We start from the raw sequence: 25,981 nt of genomic DNA, 5'->3' as shown, positions 1-25,981 counted from the left end.
CAATAGGGCGTCCAGTTATCAACCAAGGATATTGTAGCCCGAATCCACGTAGACGATTTCCCCAGTTACCCCTCTCGATAAGGCACTCATCATCGCTACACTCATATCCCCAACGTCTTCCTGGGTTACATTGCGTTTTAAAGGTGACGTTTCTTCAATTTGATGAAGGATTTCATTAAAAGAAGGAACGCCTTTGGCAGAAATCGTCCTGATTGCCCCGGCTGAAATGGCATTAACACGAATCTGACTGCCGCCAATTTCAGATGCGAGATACTTCACAGAGGCTTCCAACGAAGCTTTCGCCACTCCCATCACGTTGTATCCGCCTACGACACGCTCTGCTCCTAAATAACTCATCGCCAGAATCGAACCGCCTTCCGTCATAAATGGTCTGGCTGCTTTTGTGACAGCTACGAGTGAATATGCGCTTGAATCCTGCGCGGCCGCAAATCCATCCCTTGAGGTATCAATAAAGTCACCCTTTAAATCCTCCGTCGGCGCTGAAGCAACAGAATGGACGAGACCATGGATCACACCCAATTTCTCGCCTATTTGCTCGAAAGCCTGCTGAATGCTCTGATCTTCATTCACATCACAAGGCACCACCAGTTCAGCATCTATACCACTGTCGTCCAACAGCTTTTCCAGCTTTTTAAACGAACGTTCTTTTCTATATGTAAAAATTAGTTTGGCACCCGCTTTATGCAAAGACTTAGCGACACCCCAAGCTATACTTCTTTGATTGGCCACGCCCATAATGACAATATGTTTTCCTTTTAACTGCAATAAATCTTCCATCAAAAAATCCTCCTTCGGCGAAACTTCTTCTACATTATAACAGTTCCGTGTTCTTGACCGTACATTTTTCTACGCTGTGGCCAATTGTTGCTATTGAATGATCTGAGGTTGGAACAAAAGTATCTTTATCATATGAAAATCCGAACTAAGTAAAACTGTAAATGGTGTATATAATCCCTGTGAAAATATACTTCGCTTACACAGCACTGCGTTCGTCTTTTACTTTAGAGATTTACTTATGTCCCAGCCTCATTCGCAAATAGTATGCCCTCAAGTGTTAAACTTCAACTCGATACAAGTAAATTTTCCAAGGAGAGGATGCGTTCTCGAAGGACTGTTCAAACACGAGCCCTAGTTCCTGATGATTGCTAATTGGAAGTGCGGAGAGTACATAATCACCGCCCATGTCATGGAGCTGTTTTGTATTGATGTCAAGCTGGTCAATGACTTCATCACTGTTTTTGCTGAACAAGTAATCTTTCCCAAGCTCAGCTATATACATGTACAGTCTCCCGCCCCATGTATCAAAATAGCTTTCCAGTGTTTGGTTCTTCGCAAGTTCTGGTGCAATGATCTGGCGAAATTGATGTTTATACGACAACGGGTATGTCACATTGTACGTATCCAATGTGTACAGCCCATTATATTGCGCGATCGTCGGATGCATCGCTATGCTGACCACACGATAGTCCTCCGGATCTTTGCCGATATATTGTTTAATCTCTGCAAACAGCTCTTGTGAATAAAACTCTTCAAACGTGGGTGTTCCGATTCTGCTGTATTTTGTTTCTTCATTTAACGGGAACAGGACCATGAGTTGCAAAATGATCAAACTGGCGACGATCCACTTTCCCCATTTGACATACTTCATTAAGATCACAAGAGCGAGGGCAAAGGCAATATACCAAATCACCGGTGAAAGGAAATGGATGCGGCTGAAATTGAACGTATTAAAAATCATCGATGCATCTTTCAGTACGCGCATGCCTTCCCAATACCAAAACGCGTACCAGAGAGATAGCAGAAAATTTGCCAGCATCGCTAGCGCCAGGTAATCAAACCGTATTTTTTTGAAAAAGGCCACAAAAACAGCCAAGACGATCGCCGGCAAAATCACCTGAAGATGAACGCTCATATCATGGGTGTGGGCTGTTAGGAAATTTTCACTGAAAAGGTTTAATGTATCGCCGAAACTATTGTGACCAAGATCAAACTCCGCACGATGGGACGTAAATCCTTCTGAAAAAAACATCGAGATGATGACTAAATAGTTTTTGATCAAATAAATCGAGCTCATGAGAGCAAGAGCCAGAAATAATGCCAGATTGACCTGCTTCATTCGAACCCAGTCGATCACCCACAACAACGCCATTAACGAAAGAAAGAATACGAACGATAGGATAAGACTGGAGTGAAAAGGCAGCAGTCCAATGATCAGCCAATAACCTACAGGTGTATGCTTACCATGTTCGCGAACCTTAAGAAAGGCCCATAGTGCCAGAGGCAGCCCGGCAATCGACAGGGCTCCTGACGGCCAGAAGGGCAGGATGGCGAAGCAAAGTGCTGCTCCGGCAGCGATCAGGTTCGATTTCTGACTGGATCGAAAGAAGTAGCGCAGTAATCCATACATCCCGAAAAAAGCGACAAATCGCATGATCGTCTGGTTAATGGTATACGCCGTAAACGGTTCAAACCAGACGTAAAGCCAGACCATCAAATCAAGGCTTGAAGATAAGGCACTGCGGGGCAGCCCGTTAATTGCATAGGGCAGTGTGGTACTAGGCGGAGCGAAGATCTGTCCGCTTTCCGCCAGCATTTTATACCAGACGATATTTGAATCCAAGTTATCATGGACGCGAATATGCGTATCCTCACCGAGGATGAAATAAGGCAGTAAATAAGCAATAATAAGTAAACAGGCCAATGCGGCCCATTTATGAGTGGAAATAGTTCTCGATATGGTGGACAACATGTTCGACGACCTCTTTCTCCATGCCAAAATATAAAGGTAATCGCAGCAGTCTTTCGCCCTCTTTTGTCGTATAAGTATCTTCCCCTGCCAACTTGCCGTACACGTTACCAGCTTTAGAAGAGTGCAAGGGTTCATAATGAGGGACCGCCATTATGCCCTGGTCTGACAAATAAGCGATCAAAGCAGCACGTTCTGATTCGTCCCTCACCTTTAGGTAAAACATGTGAGCATTATGGTCCCCATTCGCAGGAACAGGCTGGGTTTCGATCACGTTGCCCCTGACAAGCGGTTCAAGACTTTGTTTATAGTAATCCCATGTTTTCATACGATCCTGCAAAATCGTCTCCGCTTCTTCCAGTTGTGCGTACAGATAAGCAGCGTTCAATTCACTCAGCAAAAAAGAAGAACCGATGTCCTGCCACGTGTATTTATCCACCTGCCCTCGCTTGAATTGAGAACGGTTCGTCCCTTTTTCCTGGAGAATCTCAGCTCGTTCAATGTAGTCCGGATCATTAATCAGTAAGGCTCCACCTTCCCCGCACGTATAATTTTTCGTTTCGTGGAAGCTCAACGTGCCAAAATGACCGAATGTACCGAGCGGTTTGCCTTTGTACGTACTCATCAGCGCCTGAGCTGCATCTTCAATCACATACAAATGATGCCGATCAGCAACCTCCATGATCCGTTCCATTTCACAAGGTGCCCCGGCATAATGAACGACGACGACAGCTTTCGTTCGCTCGGTCACAGCCTGAACAATCAGCTCCGGATCAATATTCATTGTCGCTGGATCAACATCTACAAACGTAATACTTGCCCCTCGCAATACGAAGGCATTAGCCGTTGAAACGAAGGTATACGAGGGCATGATCACCTCGTCACCTTCTTCGATATCAAGTAAGATCGCGGCCATTTCTAGAGAAGCTGTGCATGAAGGGGTTAACAGGACTTTCGGGCAGTCCAGCTGCTGTTCCAGCCAGCTTTTACAGGATTCTCCGAACGGTCCATTCCCCGATAATTTATGGTTGTGTTCAATCGCTTTCGCTATATAGTCTTTCTCTTTGCCTAACACACATGGTTTATTAAACGGAATCACAGCTCGTCACCTCACACAGATTGGCTCGTTATAATGATGCCTGTTACGATAAATCCCAGCCCGATTACTTTATATAACGTAACGGGTTCCTGGAACAGAAATACAGACAGAACGAATACAAGTACAAAAGAAAGACTCATGAATGGGTAAGCATAACTAATATCAAACTTTGTCATAGCCCCCATCCAAAATATCGAAGCGATAAAAGCGGATAGAAACCCTGACAAAATCAATGGATCAAGAAGCAGCTGCAGTAAAAAGAGGATTTTATCTTTCACATCTGCCGGAAGACTTCCGTACTTTTCAATCCTCCACTTCAGCATAAGCTGGCCATAAACGGTAAATACAATGGTCCCCAAAATATAAAAGTAGCCCATGATCTTAGTCCGTCAAAGGCTTTCCATTCAGTTTATGATAAACATCAACCGATCCTGTTAGCTTAAACCCAATGGAAGTAAATAGATTTAGAGAAACCATATTAATAGCTGATACGGATGTAAATAACTCCTCATAGCCGAGCGACAATAACCTTAAACAGGCTTGACTCGTAAACGGTTTGGCCAGCCCGCGGTTCGTGAATGCTTTGTCCATGCCTAACAGCAGCACCTTGTTTCCGTCAAAGCCAAAGAAGCCTGCAATCTCATCCTGATAGTAAAGGTAATACACTTGTTTTTGATCAATCAGATCCTCGAGCCAGCGGGCATACCTTAGATCTGCTAGCGAATTAGGAATTTGAAAGTCTCTATGAAAGCGGCCATGCACAAAGGCCTGTTCAGCAATGTCCAAAATCGTCTGCTTGTCACCGGACGACGAAATCGTAATGCCCTCTTTTTCAAAAACACGAAGCTGATCCCGTTTACACACCGGTGTTATCAAAGTGTCGGTGTAATAAAACCCATACTGATCCAGCCTTTTTTTATCGAGTAACGGGTCTACTTTTACCGTGAAATGGCCCTCTGTCTTCTCCGCTTGCTCAAGCGCTTCCGGCTCCGCAGAAGTCAGCTCATACGTAGGAATCTCAAGCGTTCTTTCGTCCCATGGTGTTTGCTTCAAATAGTGCGTCATCCTATCACCTCATCCCGTTCCTGTTCGTTGGTTACATCTCTGATTATATAGAGCGGCCTTCCTTTCGTTTCATTAAATACTTTGCCAAGGTACAGTCCTAGTACGCCAAAATTAAAGAATATTAACCCCCCGATAAAGTAGAGGGAGACCATCACACTGGTCCATCCTGGAACTGGCTGGGCTAGGAAAAAGTATTTAAAGATTAAGTACATTCCATACAAAAAGGATCCTAACGAAATTAGAAATCCAAATTGAATCGATAATCTCAGCGGTTTGTTCGATTGCGAGATAATGACATCAGTTGCTAAGGTTATCATTTTCTTTAAGTTATACGAAGATTTCCCTTCAGACCGCTTGCTATGCTCGACTGGAACACTGGTCGTTTTAAACCCCATCCATTTTATAAACAGAGGGAAGAATCGATTCTGTTCCCGCATTTGCCGGTAACTATCAATCACATTTCGTGAACAAATACTAAAGTTAGCAATCGTATAGTCAGAGGAGCGATCTGTCAGGTAATCATAGACTTTATAAAAGAGTTTAGAAGATAAGCGTTTGAAGAACCCATCCTGCCTGACAACTCGTGTGGCAAAGACGACTTCATAACCTTCTAACGCCTTTTTATATAACTTCTCGATTTCTTCCGGCTGGTCCTGCAAATCGCAGTCCATCACGACAACATAATCTCCCCGCGTAAGGTCAAGGCCAGCTGTAATAGCTCGATGCTGGCCAAAATTCCTCGACAAATCAAACCCTCTTATATGAGGGTTTGATTCACTAAGCTGCTGTATCGTTCCCCAAGACTGGTCTGGACTGGCATCATTAATAAGCAGGATTTCATAGTTCATAGACATATGGGCCATCGTTTGCTGGATGCGGCTGCACAGTTCGTGCATACATCCATCACACCCATAAATAGGAACGACAACTGAGATCATTGCAAGACTTCCTCCCATTTCGTTACATACCACTCGACTGTGTCTTTCAAGCCATCGAGATAACTGACCTGAGGCGACCAGCCGAGCTGACGGCGGATTTTAGAATCATCGACAGCATACCTCCTATCATGGCCCGGGCGATCGTCTACAAAGGTGATCAACTCGCGATAGCTCTGCAGATCTTTTTCCGCTAAAAAGTGTGGTTTTACTCGATCGAGCTGATCACAAATGTAATGAGTCAGCTCAAGATTGGTTCGTTCATTCCCGCCGCCGACATTGTAACTCTCCCCGGCTTCGCCATCATGAAAAATCCGATCAATCGCCTGACAATGATCGCCCACATACAGCCAATCTCTGACATTCATACCATCTCCATAGATAGGAATTCGCTCAAGCGAGAGGGCTTTGCGAATAATCGTCGGGATCAGCTTTTCATCATGCTGCCGCGGTCCATAATTATTCGAACTGCTTGAAAGCACCACATTCATCCCATAAGTCGTGTAATAACTTTTCACGAGCATGTTAGCCGCTGCCTTCGTGGCACTGTACGGGTTACGGGGATTGTAAGGGGTCTCCTCCGTGAATTTCCCTTCTGCTTCCAATGATCCATACACTTCATCGGTCGAGATATGATGGAATCTTCTCTCCTTCAGCACCCCTTTTGCTTCCCAATCCTTACGAGCCGCTTCAAGCAGGACCCCTGTACCCAGCACATTTGTCAAAATGAATGGATTGGAGTCCATAATTGATTTATCAACGTGAGATTCAGCGGCAAAGTGGATAATGCCTTCAATGTCAAACACTCTAAATATCTCATTTACAACTGTTTCATCTGCTACATCCCCGTGAACAAAATGGTATCGGTCTAAGTCATTCACGGCTGACAGGTTGTCTACATTTCCCGCGTAGGTAAGCTTATCAAGATTGACGAGCTGCCAATCCGGGTATTTTTCCAAAAAGGATGTGATGTAGTTGGAGCCGATAAACCCTGCTCCTCCTGTCACTAAGAGCGCTTTATTACTCATTCTCAATCAGTCCTAACACTGGATTCTGGTCAATTTGGTCCCAATACTGCTGAACATGTTTGCGATTAGCAATTTCCATCAAGTATTGGCCATAATCATTCTTTTTCATCGTTTCACCTATCTGATACAAGCGTTCTTTCGAAATGTAGCCCATATAATAAGCAATTTCTTCGATACAAGCAACCTTAAATCCTTGTCGCTTTTCAATATTTTTAACAAACTCCGAAGACTCAAATAAGGATTCATGCGTGCCTGCATCAAGCCAGGCAAATCCTCTTCCCAGCAGTTCAACATCGAGCTGGCCTTTTTCTAAATACTTTTTATTCACATCGGTGATTTCAAGCTCGCCTCGGGCCGAGAAATTAAGCTTTTTGGCCATCTTGACCACCTGATTATCATACACATACAGCCCTGTAACCGCGAAATCGGACTTCGGATCATCAGGCTTCTCCTCAAGGGATACAACTTTCTGATGATCATCGAACTCCACCACTCCAAATCGGCCCGGGTCCTTGACGCGATAGCCAAAAACGGTGGCTCCTTTATGGTTGCGGACAGCTTTTCTCAAAATGTTCGTCAAGCCTTGCCCATAGAAAATGTTGTCACCTAAAATCAGCGTAACGTCATCATTTCCGATAAAATCTTCCCCGACGATAAAGGCTTCCGGAATCCCATTTGGCTCTTCCTGCGCTTTATACTCGATGGAGAGGCCAAGCGAGGAACCGTCGCCTAACAGCTTCTCAAAACGCGGAACATCCTCGGGGGTACTGATAATCAGAATCTCCTTGATGCCGGCTAACATTAAATTCGATAACGGATAGTACACCATCGGCTTATCGTACACCGTTAGCAAATGTTTATTAATACAGTCTGTACTTGGAGACAGCCTTGTTCCACTTCCTCCAGCTAAAATAATCCCTTTCATTACAACCACCGTCCTTTAAAAGTGATGGAAACTACATGGAAATGTTTTACTACTATTCTATTTCCCCGCCACCGAAAATTAAACTTAAGTTTTCATTACGAATTTATGACTGAATATTTCGCTGAAATTACGTTTCACAAAAAAGAGATGGAAAACGTTTTACTGTTTTTTAAAAAAGGAAGTATACATTTAAGAATAAATAAATAGTCTAAAGATATGTGTCTAGCTCAAGGCATAATTCCTCGACATGAAATCGACATAAAAATTATCTTGATACTGAGTGAAAAGCACGATATAATCAGAGTGGTAATAAAAAAAACCCAAGGTGTTGGGGCACCTTGGATCAGGTCAGAATGAGTTCGAAACGAGTTCTATTGCTTTCTGTGGATTATTACCGCTATCAGCATTCCAAAGCTCAACATGAGGCTTATCGCTTCAAACGGACTCACAGTTACCACCTCCCTCGAGAGGATGAACTCATTCTGAGAATAGGACTTGCGATTTGAGTATATCACAAGATTAGAAAAAGATGCGATATATTTCCAATTTTTCGAAAATTGATAAAAAGGTATTGGTAAATATTTACTAGCCCTACTATCGCGATCTTACCTGCGGTTGATGTGCACCTACGCTTCAGCATAGACAATCACCTTAAGAATTAAACGAGTCCTGTCAAACACAACACACATTGTGTTATTTTTTTTGCCTTCTGTGCCTAAGTTTCCGTCGTCCCCTCTGATTCGTCAACACTTCAATGACATGATTAGCAAACAGGTCACGATTTAAATCTGTGGCAATACGGACACAGCCATCTCCCGAACAATCCGTTGTTCCAGGGCGAAAATCAGCAATGCTCAATCCATTCGCATAACTTTCCTCATGCTGCACCCGGACTTCTCTCTTTTCATACGTAAACATTCTCGGTATCTCCAAAGTGGCCACCAAGGCAGCTAGATCATGCTGTGGCGTCCCTTCAATACCAGGTTCCAGTTCTTGATACACTTCATAATAAAAATCAAGGATAGGCTCGACGATATCGAGCAGCGGTGAATCTGTCCGGGCATCGATTAATTCTACATCCCTTGGCGTCAGCAAAGCCTCCCTCGTTGCATTCAACGGGATAACAGTTAAATCAGGTACATTCTGACATATATAATTTGCCGCGATCGCGTCACCGTAAAAGTTTGCTTCCGCAACCGGCGTCGCATTGCCCGGCACTAAAAACGCTCCCCCCATGACATACGTTTCCTTTATATCCCCCATCACCTCAGGATTCAAATACCAGGCTATGGCCAGAGACGTACAACGACCAACATTTACGATCGTAATTTCATTTGGGTCGTCCTCTTTAATGATTCGAAACAATTTACTAAAGTTTGAACGGTTGGCATAACGTTCTTCAGGAATTGGCGGCTGTATCGGACCGAGCCCCTCCTCGCCATGAATATCCGGAAAAAAGACAGGATCCTCCCCGTTAAGCGGACGCGTAGACCCCGAAATCACCGGGATATCACTGCGGTTAGCAAGATCTAATAGATACTCCACATTTCGATACGTTTTCTCCCGTTCCACATTTCCATATCCGCTCACAACAGCTAACAAATCAATGTCAGGATTCCTCAGCGCATAGATTAAGGCCATCGCATCGTCTATCCCTGTGTCAGCGAACAAGATCACTTTCTTCATAATTATCACCTCAAGATAACCTATGAACAAAGCATTATGCCCGCAACAGCCATTGTCTTGCAAAAAAATCATCTCTTATCAAAACGATAAGAGATGATTTTGTGTGTGCTTGCGATTTATCAGCGCTTACCGCCGAGCGCGGCCGGCTGTAAGCGCCTGGAGCAATGACGAAATTATTCCGTAATGCCCACTTGGTTTAGACCACTTTCCGTTGCCTTGACCTCTGGACTGCCTTCTCCGTAAATATCAATAGCCGATTGAATCAGAGCCTGTCTTGCATGGCTAAAGTCAGAAGTTGGAGTCAGGTAAACTGTTAAAGCGCGGTAATAGATTTGGCCGAGCTTGTCCTTCCCAATCATTTCCCCAGTCAGGTAGGCAGCATGGTTGATGATGGAAGAGTTGATATGAACCCCGCCGTTGTCCAGGTCAAGAGGAAGGTCGTAATATTCGTCCATGTGCGAAGGATACTTCCCTTCCCCATTTCCATATGGAACAAGTTCTGGATCAACGGAATATTTACTCGGGTTGCTCAGACTGCGCAAGGAAGTCCTGCCAGATGCTTTCGCTTCTTCACCCATGATATCTTCCCCGATCTCCCAGTCTTCTTCATCCACTAATGCTCCAAAAATATCGGAGAACGCCTCATTTAGAGCTCCGGATTGGAAGCGGTATTGCAACCCTGCTGAGTGAGTGGTGACGCCGTGCGTCATTTCGTGTGCGGCCACGTCAAGCCCGGCAGAGAGGGAAATGAAGAAGTCGCCATCACCGTCACCATAGGTCATTTGCTGGCCATTCCAAAAGGCATTATTATAATTTTGCCCAAAATGGACGGAAGATTTAATCGCCATCCCTTCTCCATCAAGGGAGTTTCGGTCATGCTCTTCAAGATAATACTCATATACTTCTTCGGAATTATAATGAGCATCGACAGCTGCGCGGTCATAATCATCTTTGAAGGACGCGCTATTATTTGAGTAGAGGACACCAGGAAGTGTAAAATTCTCGCTGCCCCATGAATTCTTCATATCATAGGTATAGATTCCATCTAAGTTCTCGTGAGTATTGTCATATAAATAAAATTGAGTGCCTTTTTTGTCATCTGTTTTATCATTTTTATGAGTGATATGTAGTTTCCGGTGGTCACCCAGTACTCCTAGTCCAGAGCCTGTTGCTGTTTTAAATCCATTTGCATGCATAAGAGCATTATATTTATCAATTACTTCGCCGCTCTTCGCGTCTACAAATACAAACCAGTTTCCTGGTTCATTACCAAGAAAGTTAACATTGACTTTATAAGCAAGCTGATTTTGATCATTAAATGGATAAATGACAAGCTCGCTAGATGGAGTGTACGGCAATTGTTCGGGCGCGTCCACTTCTTCTTTAGCTTTATTCAAGGCTTCCTTTTTAGTAAGCTTGGCCTGTGACGATAGCTCCGCCTCCTCAACACTATGATTGAAATGACCACTTACAGACTGAACCGTATTGTCTTCATCATAGTGAACGATCACTTGACTTCCTTCTACAGGAACTCCATTCTTCGTCTGCTGAAGTGTCACATGAGTCATCCCTAAATCATCTTTCTTAACCTGTCCTGGCTTAAAGCTAGCCTGTGGATTGTTAATCTTAAATGTTTCTTTATTTTTCGCCAGATGTTTTACTGCTGCTTTCGCATTCGCTTTAGTAACTTGCTGCTTTTCTGCTTGTTTTTCTACTACAAAAATGGGCTTATTCCCTTTTGACTTCTGAAATTGTGCCGCCTTCGTTTCAATAGAAACATCAGAGGGGCTCCCTGGTTGAACAGCAAAAGCCTGTGTTGGAGCAAACGCTCCCACAAACAATGCAGAAGACAATACAGCTACTGGTAAAACTCTTCTTTTTTTCAAATAAACTCCTCCTATTCAAGTATATAGTCTTTAGTATAGGAGAAGGTTATCATATTTGAAAGAATAGTAGGAACTATTTTAATAGTCAGAATATAGCCTTTATAGGTAAATATCCGCATGACTTTACATCTATTTACAAATTTCACATTAAAAAAACACTGTACAAAACAGTGTTTTTAACGACTATTCATCACTGGAAAAATTGATGACTTCTGTCCTAGTATCGATATAAACGTTATCCAACTCATCAACTTATGCTACGATAACGGCCTCTCTTCCCTTCTATTGTTCTACAGAAACTTGTGTCTCCTTCTCCGAGGATGAAGGTCGAATGGCAATCAGTGTGACTAACGCAGCAATCACACTTAAACACGCCAAAGTGAGATATAGCATGTCAGGGAACCTATCCATGAAAATCGCGATAACAGGCGGACCTGCTGCAACTCCAAGGAACCGCATACTGCTGTATAAAGACGTAACAGTCCCTCGTACGTCTTTTTCCACACCTTCTGTTATTAAGGCATCAAGACCTGGCAATGATAACCCTATCCCAATTCCGGACACAGACAATAATACGATTAGCATCACTAAATTTGTATCGTGTTTCATGAAAAAAAGTGACGCGGCAGTGCCTCCATTCCCGAGGACAATCGCCCATTTCATGACGACTTTGTTTTCTCCAATTTTCTTACCAGAAATGTAAGAGGCAATACATAAAAATAACAACGGGATTCCAAGCACCAATCCTTTATAAACCCCCGTTACATTATATTCATCTTCAAGTATGGAAGATAAGTGAAATAAAAAGCCAAACAAAACAAACATATTAATGCAGCCAATCATGAAAATCGATATGACCCATCGTCCATTATCATGAAACACTTTTTTCACGGATTTTATAAACTCAGAAAATCGCGTCTCCTTTTTGTCATCATTCTTCGGCACTTTGACAAATTTCATTACTAATAAAATCGACAGCAGCGATAGGATCGGTATGGAGGCAAATGGAATATACCAAATGATAACAGCTAATAGAGCACCAATTACAGGACTGAGCACCTTTCCGAACGTATTGGATGTTTCAATCAATCCCAACCCTTCGCTCACTTGCTTCTCATCATCAAACATATCCCCCACAGTCGGAATCACAACTGGAAACGCCCCAGCCGCGCCGATTCCTTGTAAAAATCTCCCGACTAAAATTAAGAAGTAGGGATCTTCCATTTTCCATGCAGCAAAGGCTGAGACGGCTCCGCCAATTCCAGTAATAATTAAACTAGGTATAATGACTTTTTTTCTGCCGATCTTATCCGACAAGTAACCGGCAATCGGTATAAGTAAAATGGCTACAACCGAGTACACTGTGATAATTAAACTAGATTGAAAAGCGGAAATACCAATTTGTTTTTCAATGATAGGCAAAACTGGGATTAGCATCGAATTACCCAACGTCATAACCAGAGGAATGGATGCTAACGCAATGAGATCCCACTTTTTCTTCTTCATAGATGTCCCTCCACATTTAACTCTGCCTGCATACAACTTGTAGGCACTGTAACGCTTATTATGAACAAGCAGAACACCATCTATTCTTACAAAAATTTCAATTTAGATGCATAAAAAAAGAGAACCAATAAAGGTCCTCTTGTCGTTAAAATGCTTCATAGCAGCAAACTGTTACGCTTTATCAGGTGTTACTTTAACCCGTTTTCCTATTTCTTTCGCGACCTCCTCCGTGGAAGCCTGGCCGCCAATATCGCCCGTTTTAATTCCGGCAGCCGTCGTTTCCTCAATAGCTTGTAACAAGCTGGCGCCCATATTGGCTTCTCCCAGGTGATCAAGCATCATCTTAGCTGTCCAGATCTGGCCAATTGGGTTGGCGATCCCTTTTCCATAAATATCCGGTGCTGAACCATGAACTGGCTCAAACATTGAAGGATGCTCTCCGGTACTATTCAGATTCGCCGCTGGAGCTATGCCGATGCTGCCCATAATCGCACCACCGATATCCGTCAAAATATCGCCAAATAAGTTGCTGGCGACAATCACATCAAATTCCTGCGGCTTGGAAACCAGAAACGCGGCCAGAGCATCAATATGATTTTGATTAGCGTTAATCTCTGGAAACTCTTGACTCACCTCGGCAAAAACAGAGTCCCAAAATGGCATCGAGTGGACGATCCCGTTTGATTTCGTGGCACTCATTAACTTGCCTTTTCGTTGTGCGGCCAGTTGAAATCCGTATCTCATCGCCCGTTCCGTTGCTTTGCGAGTGAAGACAGCGTTTTGAATGGCGACTTCATCTGCTCCTTTATGTATCCGCCCACCTACTTCACTATACTCCCCTTCGCTATTTTCTCTAACGACCATAATATCGAAATCTTTTGGAGCTGCCAGGGGTGACGCCAACCCTTTAAAGTATTTGGCTGGACGAATATTCAAGGATTGATCCATTTCCCTGCGTATTTTAATCAGCAATCCCCACAGCGAAATGTGGTCCGGAACTAAACGGGGATCACCGACAGCACCCAACAGGATCGCATCAAACTTGTCAAGCTGCTCAATGCCGTCTTCCTCCATCATCATGCCGTATTTTTGATAAAAATCACAGCCCCATGGAAACTCGGTAAAATCAAACGTTACATCTCCATATACTTCAGCTGCCTGTTGCAAAACATCGAGTGCCGCCGGGACAACTTCTTTACCAATCCCGTCCCCAGGGATAACAGCAATCTTATACTGTTTCATGGACTCCCTCCTTAACGCTTCTATCTGTTAAAAGTAAAAGAATAATTCTGAAAAGTCAAAAGAAGTCCCTTTTCCGGGGACTTCTTTTCTCGGAAGGAGAACCAGTTTATATTTGTTTTGTTGCTTCCTCTCTAATCGTTCTTCTCAAGATTTTACCGACATTCGATTTCGGAAGTTCTTTTCGAAATTCAAGCTCGCGGGGAACTTTAAAGGCAGCCATGTTTTGCCGGCAATAGGCAATCAACTCCTCTTCCTCAGCTGATTGTCCTTCTTTTAACACAACGACCGCACGCACAGTTTCGCCGCGGTAAGGATCAGGAACACCGACAACCACTGCTTCCTGTACCGCTTCATGCTCATAAAGGATTTCTTCCACATCACGCGGATAAATGTTATAGCCGCTCGCAATAATCAAGTCTTTTTTACGATCAATGATGTACAAATACCCTTCATCGTCAACACGGGCAATGTCTCCTGTGTAAAGCCAGCCGTCACGAAGTGTCACAGCCGTTTCCTCAGGCATGTTCCAATATCCTTTCATGACTTGAGGACCGCGGATAATCACTTCGCCTGTTTCACCAGCTGGTACCTCTTCGATCCCCTCCCCAACATCAACTATTTTGTATTCCGTGGACGGCACACCGATTCCCACACTTCCGGGCTTACGTTCGGCAAATAGCGGATTACAGTGCGTCACAGGAGAAGTTTCTGATAAACCGTAGCCTTCGAAAACCTTCGCACCCGTTTTCGCTTCAAAATTGCGCATTAACTCTTGCGGCATAGGGGCACTCCCGCTATTGCACACACGAATGCTGTCAATGCCATACTCCTCAGCTTTTGGATGATTTGTGATCGCCACATACATCGTCGGTACCCCAGGAAAGAAGGTTGGCTGCTCTTTCTTAATCGTTTGCAGCACTTCCTCAAGCTCAAAGCGCGGCAGCATGATGTTCGTTGACCCCGTGAGGATCGACAAGTTCATACAAGACGTCATGCCAAACACATGAAAAAGTGGAATCACCGTCAAATATCGCTCTTGCCCCATGACAACTTCGTCTTTGAAAAATTCATTCGTCTGTACAACGTTCGCCACCACATTTCGATGTGTGAGCATAGCCCCTTTTGAGCGCCCCGTTGTGCCTCCTGTATATTGCAGGACAGCGAGATCCTCTTCAGGGTTGATCGACACAGCTTTCGGTGCTCCGTTAGAATCCTGTAAAAAAGCAGAAAACTCCGTTTCATCGTTTCCTGGCTTATGATTTCCATTAAATTCAACAACAATTACATTTTTGATAGACGTGTTGTGTTTTACCTTTTCAAGAACCGGTAAGAGTGGAGCATAGACCACAATCGTTTCGGCTCCAGAATCTGATAATATATGCTCCAGCTCACGGCCCACAAGCATCGGGTTCACCTGCGTTACTACAGCACCAGCTTTCAACGTCCCATAATAGCTGATAACATAATGGGGGCAGTTCGGCAGCATGATCGCCACTCGATCCCCTTTAACGACTCCGTTATGCTGCAAGGCAGCCGCAAAAGCACCTGTTTGGAATCCTAACTCTTTATATGTGATTTCATTCCCATAAAAAGATAGCGCTGAATGCTCTGGAAAGCGGTCGATAGCCTGCTGCATGATGGCAGTAAGCGGTACATTCGGGATCTCGACTTCACTCTTAATATGCTCAGGATAATGTTTTGTCCACACTTTGTTTATCATAGTTTCCTCCCCTGGTAAAAACGTCTACAACGCAATTTTGATAGCGCTTACAAAAATGAAGTGATTTGAATCAGTTTGTGACCTCCTTTTTAAACCAGTTACGAACGACTATCTTGAAGTGAAACTATTTCTGTCTAATTTTACTATATCTCAATTATTTTGAAAATTCAATTATAATTTTTAGTTAGCTGTAACAGTTAGACGAGGCTGAGAGCAACTAACTCAACCCACGAGAAAAACCTTAAAAAACTCCCTACAGCCGCTTCCGTCCAGCAGCAATAGGGAGTCTTTTAATCGTTGCTCTATGATGCACGAGTTCAGGAACAACCTTGCGTCTATAAGTAAAAATATCCTCAAATTTTATTTACGATTAGGACCATGAAGGATCCGATTCGTACGATGAGTACCGTATTTTTCTTTCAATTTCAGCCGCTCCACTTCCCGAAGCAGTTTATTATAATTTTTCAAACGATCTGAGGCCAGATCTCCATCATCGATCGCTTTCGTCACCGCGCAGCCTGGCTCCTTCTCATGCGAACAATCACGGAATTTACACTGCTGACTCAAGTTCTCGATGTCGGAAAACGTTGCATCGACATTGGCGGTTTCACCCCAAAGCTGTAATTCTCTCATTCCTGGTGTGTCGATGACCACCGTTCCGTTTGGCAGTGAGAATAACTCGCGGTGTGTCGTCGTATGGCGGCCGCGTCCATCTTCTTCCCTGACTTGATTCGTCTGTTGGACGACTTCCCCCATCAATCGATTCAGAAGCGTCGATTTGCCAACACCCGAAGAGCCAATCAGTGAGATCGATTCTCCTGCAATCAATTCTTGTTTCAGCGCATCAATACCACTTCCATCAAGACTGTTTATGGTATAGACAGGAACACCTGGAGCATGCCGTTCAACTTGAGCAAGTTTCCCCATGACATCGTCACATAAGTCCTGTTTCGTGCAAACGATCACCGGCCTTGCCCCGCTCTCATACACTTGCATCACGTAACGCTCAATCCGCTGAACGTTAAATTCTTGGATCAGTGACGTGACAATAAACACGACATCCACGTTCGCTGCGATAATCTGCTCGTCATTTCCCGTCCCAGCAGCTTTGCGAGATAATACGGTACGTCTGTTTAACACGTGATGAATCCTGGCCATATTTTGATCATAGGGCTCATAGACGACCCAATCGCCTATAGCCGGCCACAGATGCGTTTGCTCCGCTTCATAGCGGAATTTCCCCGACAAGGTGCCGGTATAAGAATCCGTTTCCGTCCGTACTGTATAAATCTCTTGCGATGCCCTCGTAATGCGCCCGATGAGAGCGTCTTCTTTTACTTGTTGCTTAAAAAAGTCATGTACAAAAAAAAGATTCACCGAATTCCTCCTGTATTTTGGAGGACATTAAGAGTTGCTGTGCCCTCCATTTGATGTTTGGATGTTTTGTTGGACGTTTACAATTAGATTTGTCATAACACATCAACTCCTTCTGTTTAATAGCTTTATTATAGCAGATTTTTCCTTAACAAAAACACCTGATTCTACAAGAGGAGTAAAATCAGGTGCCGATCAGCTATTGCAGCTGTTCTTGAAATACATTTTTTACTTTTGGAACAACCTCATGGCTGCCATTCTGTACATCTTCAATCATCATCGCAACAAGCAAACGTGGATCGTCGGTATTCCAGGCGACAAACCAGCCGTTTTCCTGTCCCTCGGCATCTTGAGATTTCTTCAGCTCTGCTGTTCCTGTCTTTCCTGCCAGGCTAAGCCCTTCAACCTGAGGTTCATACCCTGAACCTTCCGGATTATTAACGACTTGCTTCAAGTCTTTACGGAGAATCGCAGCGGTTTCCTTACTGACCACATTTTCATGCCAGGCCACGCTTGCTTCCTCGTCCTTCATAAGAACTGGGTCTAGCAGAATCCCATTTGTCACAAAAGGAGTGTAGGTAAGAGCCAGATGCAGCGTACTCATTTGAATCTCACCTTGGCCGTACCCCGTGTCAGCCAGTTCGATTTCATTACCAAACCCGTCTTTTCCTGTAATTTGCGACGGGGTAATCGGATAAGTGAATGGAATCTCTTCTGAGAATCCAAAATCCTTCGCTTCTTCCAGGAAGGCTTCACCGCCAATTTCAAGAATCGTGCGGGCAAAATAAATATTATCCGACCGAACTAACGCATCCCGCAAATTAACAGACTTATCTACGTTCGCACTTTCGACCCGGTTTACAGAATAATCTCCCCAGCCTTCTTTAGAGAAAGAGCGATCCGGGATTGACATCTCTTCTGAAGGATCAATGGCTCCCGTCTCTAAACCAATCGATGCCGTTATCGGCTTGAATGTAGAGCCGGGTGCATACGTGTTATTAAAACGGTTCGTCAATGGCTTTTGCGGATCATTTTGCAGTTCAGAATACTGTTTAGAAGTCATCCCTAAGATAAATTGATTAGGATCGTACGCTGGTGTGCTCACAAGTGCTTTCACCTCACCAGTTTGGGGGTGAATCGCTGCAGAAGAGCCAGCACTGCCTTTTAATTGATTGTACACCGACTTTTGAACCTCTGCATCAATCGTCAGCGTTACATCCTTTCCATCAACTGCTTCCTGTTTCGCTAACACTTCACGTTGATTGCCTTCACTACCTACGATCGCTACGACTCCGCCTGTCTGACCGCGCAGTTTTTCCTCAAGAACGAGTTCAAGACCCGCTTTTCCAATCGTGCTGGTCGACGTATACCCTTTATCCTTTCGCTCTTCCAGCTGCTCTGCAGAAATCGAACCGACATACCCCGTTAAATGAGCGGCCGCTTTTCCTAAAGGATAGACGCGAGCGGTTTTCTCTTGAAATTTCGTACCCTTCAATGGCTTTATTTTTTCAATAAGGTCTTCATTATCACTTTGAATAGAAGTAAGTGGGACAAATGATGTGGTTTGAACCCATGATTGATCTAACTTCTCGTTAATCGTTTCAATGGAAATATCCAACAGTTCAGCCAGCTTTTCCTTCATTTGTTCAGCATCTTCTTCCATCCAGTCAGGAACGAGTCCTACATTCACAACCGTGCCATTTACAGCCAGCCCCTGACCATTCACACCAAAGATCTCCCCTCGTTCCGGCTTCAATACCTGGGCGGAGATCTCGTCTCCTTTCTCCATTCCGGCAAAAATCATCGCCGGATTCCAGCTCATGACCCACTTCTCTGCCTCTTCCCCTTCTTCAAAGGTAAGCTTGGCCTGATGGGAAAATTCAATCGACCCGGCCAGCGTTTCCATGCTCACATTGTAATCAAAGTTCGCAGGTTCTTCTGGTTTATACTCAACCTCTTCCTCGGGCAAACTATATGTAACTTTGAGGTTGTTCATCTGAATTCCTTCATAAATTGTCTTGTAACGCTCCACAAAATCCTCTTTTTTAACTTGAGCCTTAGACTCTTCGCCAAGCAATGCATACATGTTTTCATATTCTTGATTTTCCCATGCCTTCATATACTTCTTAAAGGTTGTTTCTGGATTCGGCTGTTCGGAACAGCCGACAAGTCCTATGCATAAGATAATCAATAATGATCCTAATGCGCTTCTCATGTTCTCCCCCTTATTTCTGCTTATATTCTCTTATTCATTTTTTAAAAAGGGTGTCTTTTGACATCATTCTCCATAATTCCCTAGACTCATTATACCAAATCCGTTCTAAATAAAAAGCATGAGGGACTGACCACTATCTTCTATAATAAACCGCTTCGATGATCTAGCAAAACTAGACGTTTTTCGCTGTTGAAAGCCTCTGTGCGCAAATGGTAACATTATGAAACTATCCTCAATTATAACGAATAGGAGGTGCTATATATGGCTTGGATGCAAGAACTTGCCTGGCTTTCACCCATTATGTTAGTAGTCTTTGTCGTCAGCTTGATCGGATCTTATCTGGCATTCAGACAAAAATCATACCGAATGCTGCTCGTTGCCGGCCTACTCCATTTAGTAATCAGTCCATTCTTCGCTTACAGCTTTGGTCCATTTATGTTTGCCATCGGAATCGTCGAGTTTTACATGGGTGCCATAAACAAGAAGAAAACAAAAGAGGTTGTAAGACTATAATTTGTAGTCTTACGAATCTTTTACCCTGCTTTCGATAAAGCTGCATACATGACCGAGAGTGGGAAACTCCTCAAACACTAAGGTCATTATCAGTTCTTCCTGAGTGTCTCCACTGATTTCCCAGTAATTCTTAAGATCCTCAAGCACACATAACAGAGCCGACTCATCTTCATTGAAAAATTTTCGCATATCCGTTTGCGTGGTCAAGTACTCCGCATTGTTAGGATATGAGCCTTTCCCATGCTTATGAACAAATTTCACTGTGGACAAGTAAATCTCGTACACCGTCGTCCTCTTTTTGGTGACTCCTTTTACTTCTTTTCTTACTTTGTAAAAGTCAAAATTATAAATATTTGTCAAAAGAGTTCACCATCCCATACGATATGTTCTTTATTCTTTCTACATATATGGGGGGAATCCCTCTATCTGTACAATGTAAATGCATAAATACAGCAATTCATAACTTCCTATGTTATCCTTTTTGCAAGATCACACATAATTGGAGGAAATCGAATGAATGAAACTATTGAAACGTTATTAAATCACCGCAGCATTCGCAAATTTACCGATAAAAAATTAACAGACGAGCAAATCCATACGATTATTAAAGCAGCCCAGCAAGCATCGACCTCAAGCTACATGATGGCTTATACGATCATAGGGATTACTGATTCAGATAAGAAGGCTGCCCTGGCTGAAGTAAGCGGCCACCCGCACGTAACCCAAAATGGCCACCTGTTAATTTTTTGTGCAGACCTGAAAAGGCCAGTTGCCCAGGCTGAGAGTGAACAATACGAAGCATCTCTTGCGAACTTGGAAAACAGTGAGCATTTCTTAGTCGCAGCAATCGATGCTGCTCTCGCTGCTCAGAACGCGGCCATTGCTGCTGAATCTATGGGGCTTGGCATGTGTTACCTCGGAAGTATTCGCAATAACTTGGAACGAACTGATGAAATTCTTGAGCTGCCTAAGCACGTCATTCCTTTGTTTGGAATGGCCATTGGAACACCGGACCATCAGCCTGAGTTGAAACCGCGCTTGCCGATTTCGGCGGTTTATGCAGAAAATAAATACCCGTCCTATGAAGAAGATGTGGCTGCATTCGACCAAGAAATTTCCGGTTATTATCAGTCTCGTTCTACGAACACCAGGAAAGACACGTGGTCTGAGCAAATGATTCGCCGCTTCACGAAACCGATGCGCATGGACGTAACAGACCTTGTGCAGAAGAAAGGATTTAATAAGCGATAGTCGAAAAAAGTGAGGCCTGTGTGGACCAGTTTTCGGTCCACACAGGCTCCTTTTTATGTAAAACATTACATCTGTATGCTTAACCACAAAAATTAGGACAGCAAAGCATGAAATAACTGAAGTGACGGTAAAAATATGTTCTTTCGTTTCGCGTGCAAACATCCATTCCATTGCAGCTCGAAAACAGCCAAAAACTATGAAGAATAATAGAAAATAGATTTCTGAATTAAGCAAACCCTCTTTCACGAAGCCGAAGTAAACAGACCCTGCCACCATCAGGATCATGAGAAGAGACTCCCCCCCATGTTTGAATTGGATGCTTCCTCTTATAGCGATCAAAGAATTTCGACTTCTGAATATCCAGTTTCTTTCGTAATTTTTTATCAATTACCGTATTTAACAGAAGAACGAGTAGTGAAAATATGGATATCAAATACCATTCTACAATTTGTAATCCCACCTTCATTCTAATTTTTTCATAAGAACAATTAAGAATTCTGACACCCCACATGACACGGTATATGACACTGCACCGAACTCCCGAAACCCTTGTTACGATGCGGTTTCCTGGAGAATAATCGTGCCGGAAACAAAGAAGAAATAATGATTATAAAAAGATTTGAAATAAATACTGAACGACTACGACTACTCCTACAACATATTTTTTCAAAAATTTTTATTACAAACACGACACCTAACTTATCCTCTCATTCGATTATAGAAGTAAATAGAGCGAAAAGAGGACATGATCACTTTGAATATAGAAAATCTCCGTAACCTCCAACCATTTCCGACAAAAAAAGAACTAGACTTTCGTGTGCGAGCCTTCCTGTACCATCATAAACCAGCTCTATCAGAGGGGACTCTGACAATTCTGAAATACATATGGCGTCATTCCGTTAAGTACCCTGGCGTTTCCTTTTCTAAAGTGGAAACCATCCAGACCAAAACCAACAAAAGCCGCAGCACCGTAATTCGCGCGATTAATTGCCTGGTAAAGAAAGGATTACTTACACGCATCCCGACAACCCGGCCAAATGGTAAGCGCGGTGTCAATATCCTTGTATTTCTTACGGACGAGACCGAATGTCTGCCTAAACCCGAGCAGCCATCAGAAGGTCTCATCGAACTAGAAACCCCTCTCGAATCGACTTCTATGGAAAAATCTTCATCAGACGCCGAACCCGTGTTGAACAACAATGATAAGGAGAATATTACCACTACGGTCAATTCTGATTTTCTGCCATCCTACATCCCACAGACCTTTATTAGCGTTTCCCGATCATTTTTATCACATAGCGAAATTTTGTCAGCATGGAAAAGCGCCTTACACGCCTACAAATATGTAAATCTTACCTACCCGATTGAATGGTACATCGAACAGATTAATCAAACTTTCAAACAAGCGATTTTTGCGAAACGAGAAGGCACTATTAAGAAGCACTTCCTCGGATATTTTTACGGTGGGTTGAAGCAAATGTTCACTCAAACGGTTCGCAAAGAAGTGATGGCCGACAGCTCGAACCTTTATTACGACTGGTTAGAGGACTAAGAATAAGCTTACATGCAGGACAGCAGTATCGTAATGAGGAGGCTTTGAATGAGTAAGACAACCGCACTATTTTTGGTGATCATCCTGCCCTTATTGATAACAAGACGATAATAGAAAAAATGAATGACAACTACACTAACCAAGGTTAAGAAAAAAATAACTATAAAATCCGACATACATTCACGTCCCTCTAATTAAATTAAAATAAGCATTTCATGATTATTCAAGAAAAATCGCTGTACACACAGCCATAATCAACATCAAAAAGATCCCGCCAAAGATAAAGTAGCCGATCAGACTGATTAACAGAGGCATCCGTCCGCCTCCACCACTTGGGTACCCTTCTATTTTTTGTTTATGTTCTGTCGCATCGTTAAACGGTGTGGAGCGATTCGGGTCATACTTAGACACGTTAACACCCCGTTCCCATTTTAACATAATTTACCTTCTCTTTTTCATCGAAAAAGGCGTCCTCAAACATGGTTTGAGAACACCTTCCTCATTCTACGGGACTAATTTCAAAACATCTCCCGTATAATCGTTCATATCTGTCGTATGGTATCCACCGTTCACCCAATCATCAAATTGATCGCGATACCACTTGCTCCGAAAATGGCCGGATTGCCCTGGTCCCACCACGTGGTCTGCTGCTGTCGGATTCGCTAAATCAATCACGTAACGCCAGGATGCGCCGTAATTGACGATCCCGTTGGCATTATAACCGGCCGCTCTTACCGTCACACGGCTGCCGCTGACAGGCACAGGATCACCAGGATTATAAAACCGCTCCAGCATGGCAATGCTTGAAAGCGGATGGGTGAACTCTACAGCGTGATGTTCTCCCCACGACCACTCCTGTGGATTCTCACCAAATTGCGTTGATAATTCTTCGATGGTCACACTTAAAGACTCTTGCACAACTCGTTCGATCCCGCCAGCCTCTTCGATCCAGATCGAGCTTCCACCATTTCTTACGTCTCTCAGTAATTCATCTGTCGTTTGACCCATTCCGTGAAACAGATCCTGCATGTCTTTCGGAATCGTTTCATTGTAAAGCGTGTCCTCTATGTTTTCCATCCATGTGTGAAAAATGAGCGGCTGCGGTAAGGTATGAAGGTCTTGATATTCCCATTTTTTCAACAAATCTAAGGCTGTCTGCTCAGCCTCATCCTCCCCGTTACCTGCCACTTTTACCATATACGGCAAAAACTCAACAGCTTGTAAGTTTTTTACGTCGAGCTGCATCGCCTTCATACTGTCCAATGTATGTTCTTCTTTTGTCTCTATCATCTCAACGATCCGCTGATAACGATAAGGCTGGGCCCAGTTATGACTAATATGGTAGGGATACGACTCACTAACCACTTTATTATTGGCCGTGGCAATATACCCTTTTTCAGGATTAACCGTCGTTGGCAGCTCATCAAATGGGATATACCCCTGCCACTCGTCTTCCTGCTCCCATCCCCTTAGCGGCAGCAAAGCGTCATCTCCATCTTCATAAATGGGAATTCGTCCATTCGCTTTATAAGCAATAGTGCCTTCTTTAGAGGCAAAAACAAAGTTCTGTGCAGGAGCGAGAAATTTCTCCAACCCCGCTTCAAACTCCTTCCAATTGCTGGCCTGATTGATTTCTAATACAGCTTCCAGTTCAGTGGTCGGGTCTAGTGCCGTCCAGCGCAACGACATCACAACGTCTTCCCCGCTTTTCTCAGCAAATTCACTAATCACGGGGCCGTGCCGTGTTTCCAAGACCTTATAATCGATTGTTTCCTCACCCTTTACCTTAATAGGCTCCGAAATGACTTCAGCTTGCTCCCATTCTCCCTCAAAAAGAAATTCATCCGGCTGTTTTGGATTTCTTTTTTCGATATAAAGCTGTTGCACATCAGGACCGACATTCGTTACGCCCCAGGCGATATCCTCGTTGTGACCAAGGATAATTCCTGGAATTCCGGCAAAAATCACCCCTGACACTTGATATTCTGGTGAATTCAAGTGCATTTGGTACCATATCGACGGTGCAGCTAACCCTAAGTGGGGATCATCAGCTAGCAGCGGATACCCTGATGCCGTTCGTTCCCCGCTGAGCACCCAGTTGTTGCTGCCATTAAACTCCGGCGGGATGACAGCGTCCTTAAAACTAGCTGCTACGTTAACAGGCTCCGCTTCGTTTAAAATTGTTGGAGCATCTTCGGGATACGTCGGAAATAATTCGAGAGCTTTAGCTTCAGGGAATTCATTCAGTAAGTAATAATTAAACGCTTGTCGTTCCCAATGTCCACCCAAATCAAAAGCCATGTACTTACCAATGGTTAATGAATCAATAGGATTCCACGGTTTAGGCTCAATCCCCATCAAGGCAAATCCAGGAGGCAGACTGTTTTCCTCGATAGCCTTTTCCATATAAGCATTCACGCCATCAGCAAAAGCCTGTAAACTTTGGATCGCTTCCGCTGAGTACTTAGGCAGAGAGGCTTCAGCCGCTCTTCGAAGTCCTAATGTTCTGAAATACTTATCCTGCTTAATAGTAGCCTCTCCAATCACTTCACTTAACGTCCCTGAAGCTTGCCTTCTCGAGAGCTCCATTTGAAACAATCGATCCTGCGCCTGCACAAACCCTTGCGCCATAAACAAATCATGGGCATTGCTGGCGTTAATATGCGGAACTCCATGTTCATCTCTTGTCACACTGACACTTTTATGCAGCCCTTCGATATTTATTTCCCCGGAAATCTCGGGAAGACTTCGGTTGATGTAACCGTTTACAAAAAATAATATGCCGACTATTAGGATCAAGACGATCATTCCAATAATCAGGCTGACCCTTTTCCACCGTTTCATCTTTTTCTTATCTGGATAGGTGGTTTCTAAAGCTTCCACTTGTCCATCCCCTTTTGCGTGACTTTTGATTCAATTATACTTGAAAATTCCTATTTACTACAGCACTGAATTTGTCAAATATTGATAGATCACTGTCAGGGAACTAAAAACCACGAGGCTGGGACATAAGTAAAGCAATGATTCCAAAAAACAAACATTAAAAAATAAATCGTATAAACGCAGACAATTAGCCCAGTCAAAATGTGTAGACTCCTGCGGGAACAGCGCGAGTCGAAGATCCCACAGGAAAGCGCTTTTTGCTTTCCGAGGAAGCTCGACTTTTTAGAGGATGTTCGGTTAAGTTCGGCACGTCGTGTGCCAACACCGAACGACC

General features: G+C 43.6%; 22 protein-coding genes and 1 pseudogene. 3 read left to right on the top strand and 20 right to left on the bottom strand.

All coding sequences use genetic code 11. The features are described from left to right. Positions 1–18: 18 nt before the first annotated feature. The 16 genes from fabI to B5354_RS14980 form a co-directional block, all read right to left on the bottom strand. Positions 19–798, bottom strand: coding sequence for an enoyl-ACP reductase FabI (gene fabI / locus B5354_RS15050; RefSeq protein ID WP_079529626.1), 780 nt, complete (start codon positions 796–798; stop codon positions 19–21). A 277-nt stretch (positions 799–1,075) separates the two neighbouring features. Next, positions 1,076–2,770, bottom strand: coding sequence for a DUF6044 family protein (locus B5354_RS15045; RefSeq protein ID WP_079529625.1), 1,695 nt, complete (start codon positions 2,768–2,770; stop codon positions 1,076–1,078). Next, positions 2,733–3,866, bottom strand: a complete 1,134-nt coding sequence (gene rffA / locus B5354_RS15040; protein ID WP_079529624.1) for a dTDP-4-amino-4,6-dideoxygalactose transaminase — start codon at positions 3,864–3,866, stop codon at positions 2,733–2,735. Before rffA ends, B5354_RS15045 begins: the two co-directional genes overlap by 38 nt. An 11-nt stretch (positions 3,867–3,877) precedes the next feature. After that, the gene (locus B5354_RS15035) at positions 3,878–4,243 is read right to left on the bottom strand and encodes an EamA family transporter (protein WP_079529623.1); all 366 of its coding nucleotides are present in this window, start codon (positions 4,241–4,243) and stop codon (positions 3,878–3,880) included. A gap of 4 nt (positions 4,244–4,247) precedes the next feature. Beyond that, positions 4,248–4,931 carry a GNAT family N-acetyltransferase gene (locus B5354_RS15030; RefSeq protein WP_079529622.1) on the bottom strand — a complete coding sequence of 228 codons (684 nt, stop codon included), beginning with the start codon at positions 4,929–4,931 and terminating at the stop codon, positions 4,248–4,250. Beyond that, positions 4,928–5,869 (bottom strand): glycosyltransferase family 2 protein, encoded by a 942-nt coding sequence (locus tag B5354_RS15025; protein ID WP_245804806.1) that lies wholly within the window; start codon positions 5,867–5,869, stop codon positions 4,928–4,930. Before B5354_RS15025 ends, B5354_RS15030 begins: the two co-directional genes overlap by 4 nt. Further along, positions 5,866–6,894 (bottom strand): dTDP-glucose 4,6-dehydratase, encoded by a 1,029-nt coding sequence (gene rfbB / locus B5354_RS15020; RefSeq protein WP_079529620.1) that lies wholly within the window; start codon positions 6,892–6,894, stop codon positions 5,866–5,868. The genes B5354_RS15025 and rfbB overlap by 4 nt, the downstream gene beginning before the upstream one ends. Then, positions 6,887–7,819, bottom strand: a complete 933-nt coding sequence (rfbA, locus tag B5354_RS15015; RefSeq protein WP_079529619.1) for a glucose-1-phosphate thymidylyltransferase RfbA — start codon at positions 7,817–7,819, stop codon at positions 6,887–6,889. Before rfbA ends, rfbB begins: the two co-directional genes overlap by 8 nt. A gap of 371 nt (positions 7,820–8,190) precedes the next feature. Then, the gene (locus B5354_RS21110; protein WP_420810427.1) at positions 8,191–8,268 is read right to left on the bottom strand and encodes a putative holin-like toxin; all 78 of its coding nucleotides are present in this window, start codon (positions 8,266–8,268) and stop codon (positions 8,191–8,193) included. Positions 8,269–8,512: 244 nt separating this feature from the next. Continuing rightward, positions 8,513–9,505, bottom strand: a complete 993-nt coding sequence (locus B5354_RS15010; RefSeq protein ID WP_079529618.1) for a nucleoside hydrolase — start codon at positions 9,503–9,505, stop codon at positions 8,513–8,515. A 173-nt stretch (positions 9,506–9,678) separates the two neighbouring features. Next, a complete protein-coding gene (locus B5354_RS15005) occupies positions 9,679–11,391 on the bottom strand; it encodes a M4 family metallopeptidase (RefSeq protein WP_079529617.1) in 1,713 nt (570 codons plus the stop codon). A 282-nt stretch (positions 11,392–11,673) separates the two neighbouring features. After that, positions 11,674–12,897 (bottom strand): bacillibactin exporter BcbE, encoded by a 1,224-nt coding sequence (bcbE, locus tag B5354_RS15000; RefSeq protein WP_079529616.1) that lies wholly within the window; start codon positions 12,895–12,897, stop codon positions 11,674–11,676. A gap of 171 nt (positions 12,898–13,068) precedes the next feature. Continuing rightward, positions 13,069–14,139 carry a tartrate dehydrogenase gene (locus B5354_RS14995; protein ID WP_079529615.1) on the bottom strand — a complete coding sequence of 357 codons (1,071 nt, stop codon included), beginning with the start codon at positions 14,137–14,139 and terminating at the stop codon, positions 13,069–13,071. A gap of 106 nt (positions 14,140–14,245) precedes the next feature. Next, entirely contained in the window at positions 14,246–15,859 is a 1,614-nt protein-coding gene (locus tag B5354_RS14990; protein WP_079529614.1) for a long-chain-fatty-acid--CoA ligase, read from the bottom strand. Between the two features lie 360 nt (positions 15,860–16,219). After that, positions 16,220–17,236 (bottom strand): ribosome small subunit-dependent GTPase A, encoded by a 1,017-nt coding sequence (gene rsgA, locus B5354_RS14985; protein WP_079529613.1) that lies wholly within the window; start codon positions 17,234–17,236, stop codon positions 16,220–16,222. A 196-nt stretch (positions 17,237–17,432) separates the two neighbouring features. Continuing rightward, positions 17,433–19,448, bottom strand: coding sequence for a penicillin-binding transpeptidase domain-containing protein (locus B5354_RS14980; RefSeq protein WP_079529612.1), 2,016 nt, complete (start codon positions 19,446–19,448; stop codon positions 17,433–17,435). A 261-nt stretch (positions 19,449–19,709) separates the two neighbouring features. Here B5354_RS14980 and B5354_RS14975 point away from each other — a divergent pair, with 261 nt between their 5' ends. Further along, entirely contained in the window at positions 19,710–19,961 is a 252-nt protein-coding gene (locus B5354_RS14975) for a hypothetical protein (protein WP_079529611.1), read from the top strand. Between the two features lie 9 nt (positions 19,962–19,970). Here the strand turns inward: B5354_RS14975 and B5354_RS14970 are convergent, their stop codons facing one another. Continuing rightward, a complete protein-coding gene (locus B5354_RS14970; protein WP_079529610.1) occupies positions 19,971–20,321 on the bottom strand; it encodes a hypothetical protein in 351 nt (116 codons plus the stop codon). Between the two features lie 153 nt (positions 20,322–20,474). Between B5354_RS14970 and nfsA the strand changes: the two genes are divergently transcribed. Then, positions 20,475–21,212 (top strand): oxygen-insensitive NADPH nitroreductase, encoded by a 738-nt coding sequence (gene nfsA, locus B5354_RS14965; RefSeq protein WP_079529609.1) that lies wholly within the window; start codon positions 20,475–20,477, stop codon positions 21,210–21,212. 99 nt (positions 21,213–21,311) lie between these two features. On the opposite strand, the pseudogene B5354_RS21105 reads toward nfsA, so the two are convergent. Further along, positions 21,312–21,488 (bottom strand): annotated as a pseudogene (locus B5354_RS21105) (DUF4181 domain-containing protein); the annotation flags it as partial. A gap of 478 nt (positions 21,489–21,966) precedes the next feature. On the opposite strand from B5354_RS21105, the gene B5354_RS14950 reads away from it, so the two are divergent. Further along, positions 21,967–22,764, top strand: a complete 798-nt coding sequence (locus tag B5354_RS14950) for a helix-turn-helix domain-containing protein (protein WP_176142507.1) — start codon at positions 21,967–21,969, stop codon at positions 22,762–22,764. Between the two features lie 219 nt (positions 22,765–22,983). On the opposite strand, the gene B5354_RS14945 is transcribed toward B5354_RS14950, so the two are convergent. Both B5354_RS14945 and B5354_RS14940 read right to left on the bottom strand, forming a co-directional pair. Next, on the bottom strand, positions 22,984–23,202 hold the full coding sequence (locus tag B5354_RS14945; protein WP_079529606.1) for a hypothetical protein: 219 nt from the start codon (positions 23,200–23,202) through the stop codon (positions 22,984–22,986). 66 nt (positions 23,203–23,268) lie between these two features. Then, positions 23,269–25,608 (bottom strand): penicillin acylase family protein, encoded by a 2,340-nt coding sequence (locus tag B5354_RS14940; RefSeq protein ID WP_079530599.1) that lies wholly within the window; start codon positions 25,606–25,608, stop codon positions 23,269–23,271. Between the last annotated feature and the right edge of the window lie 373 nt (positions 25,609–25,981).

This window comes from Halobacillus hunanensis, from assembly GCF_900166655.1.
Taxonomy (GTDB): Bacteria; Bacillota; Bacilli; order Bacillales; family Halobacillaceae; genus Halobacillus_A; species Halobacillus_A hunanensis.
The sequence above is the reverse complement of the archived record's forward strand: the minus strand, read 5'-3'. Positions and strand labels throughout refer to the sequence as shown.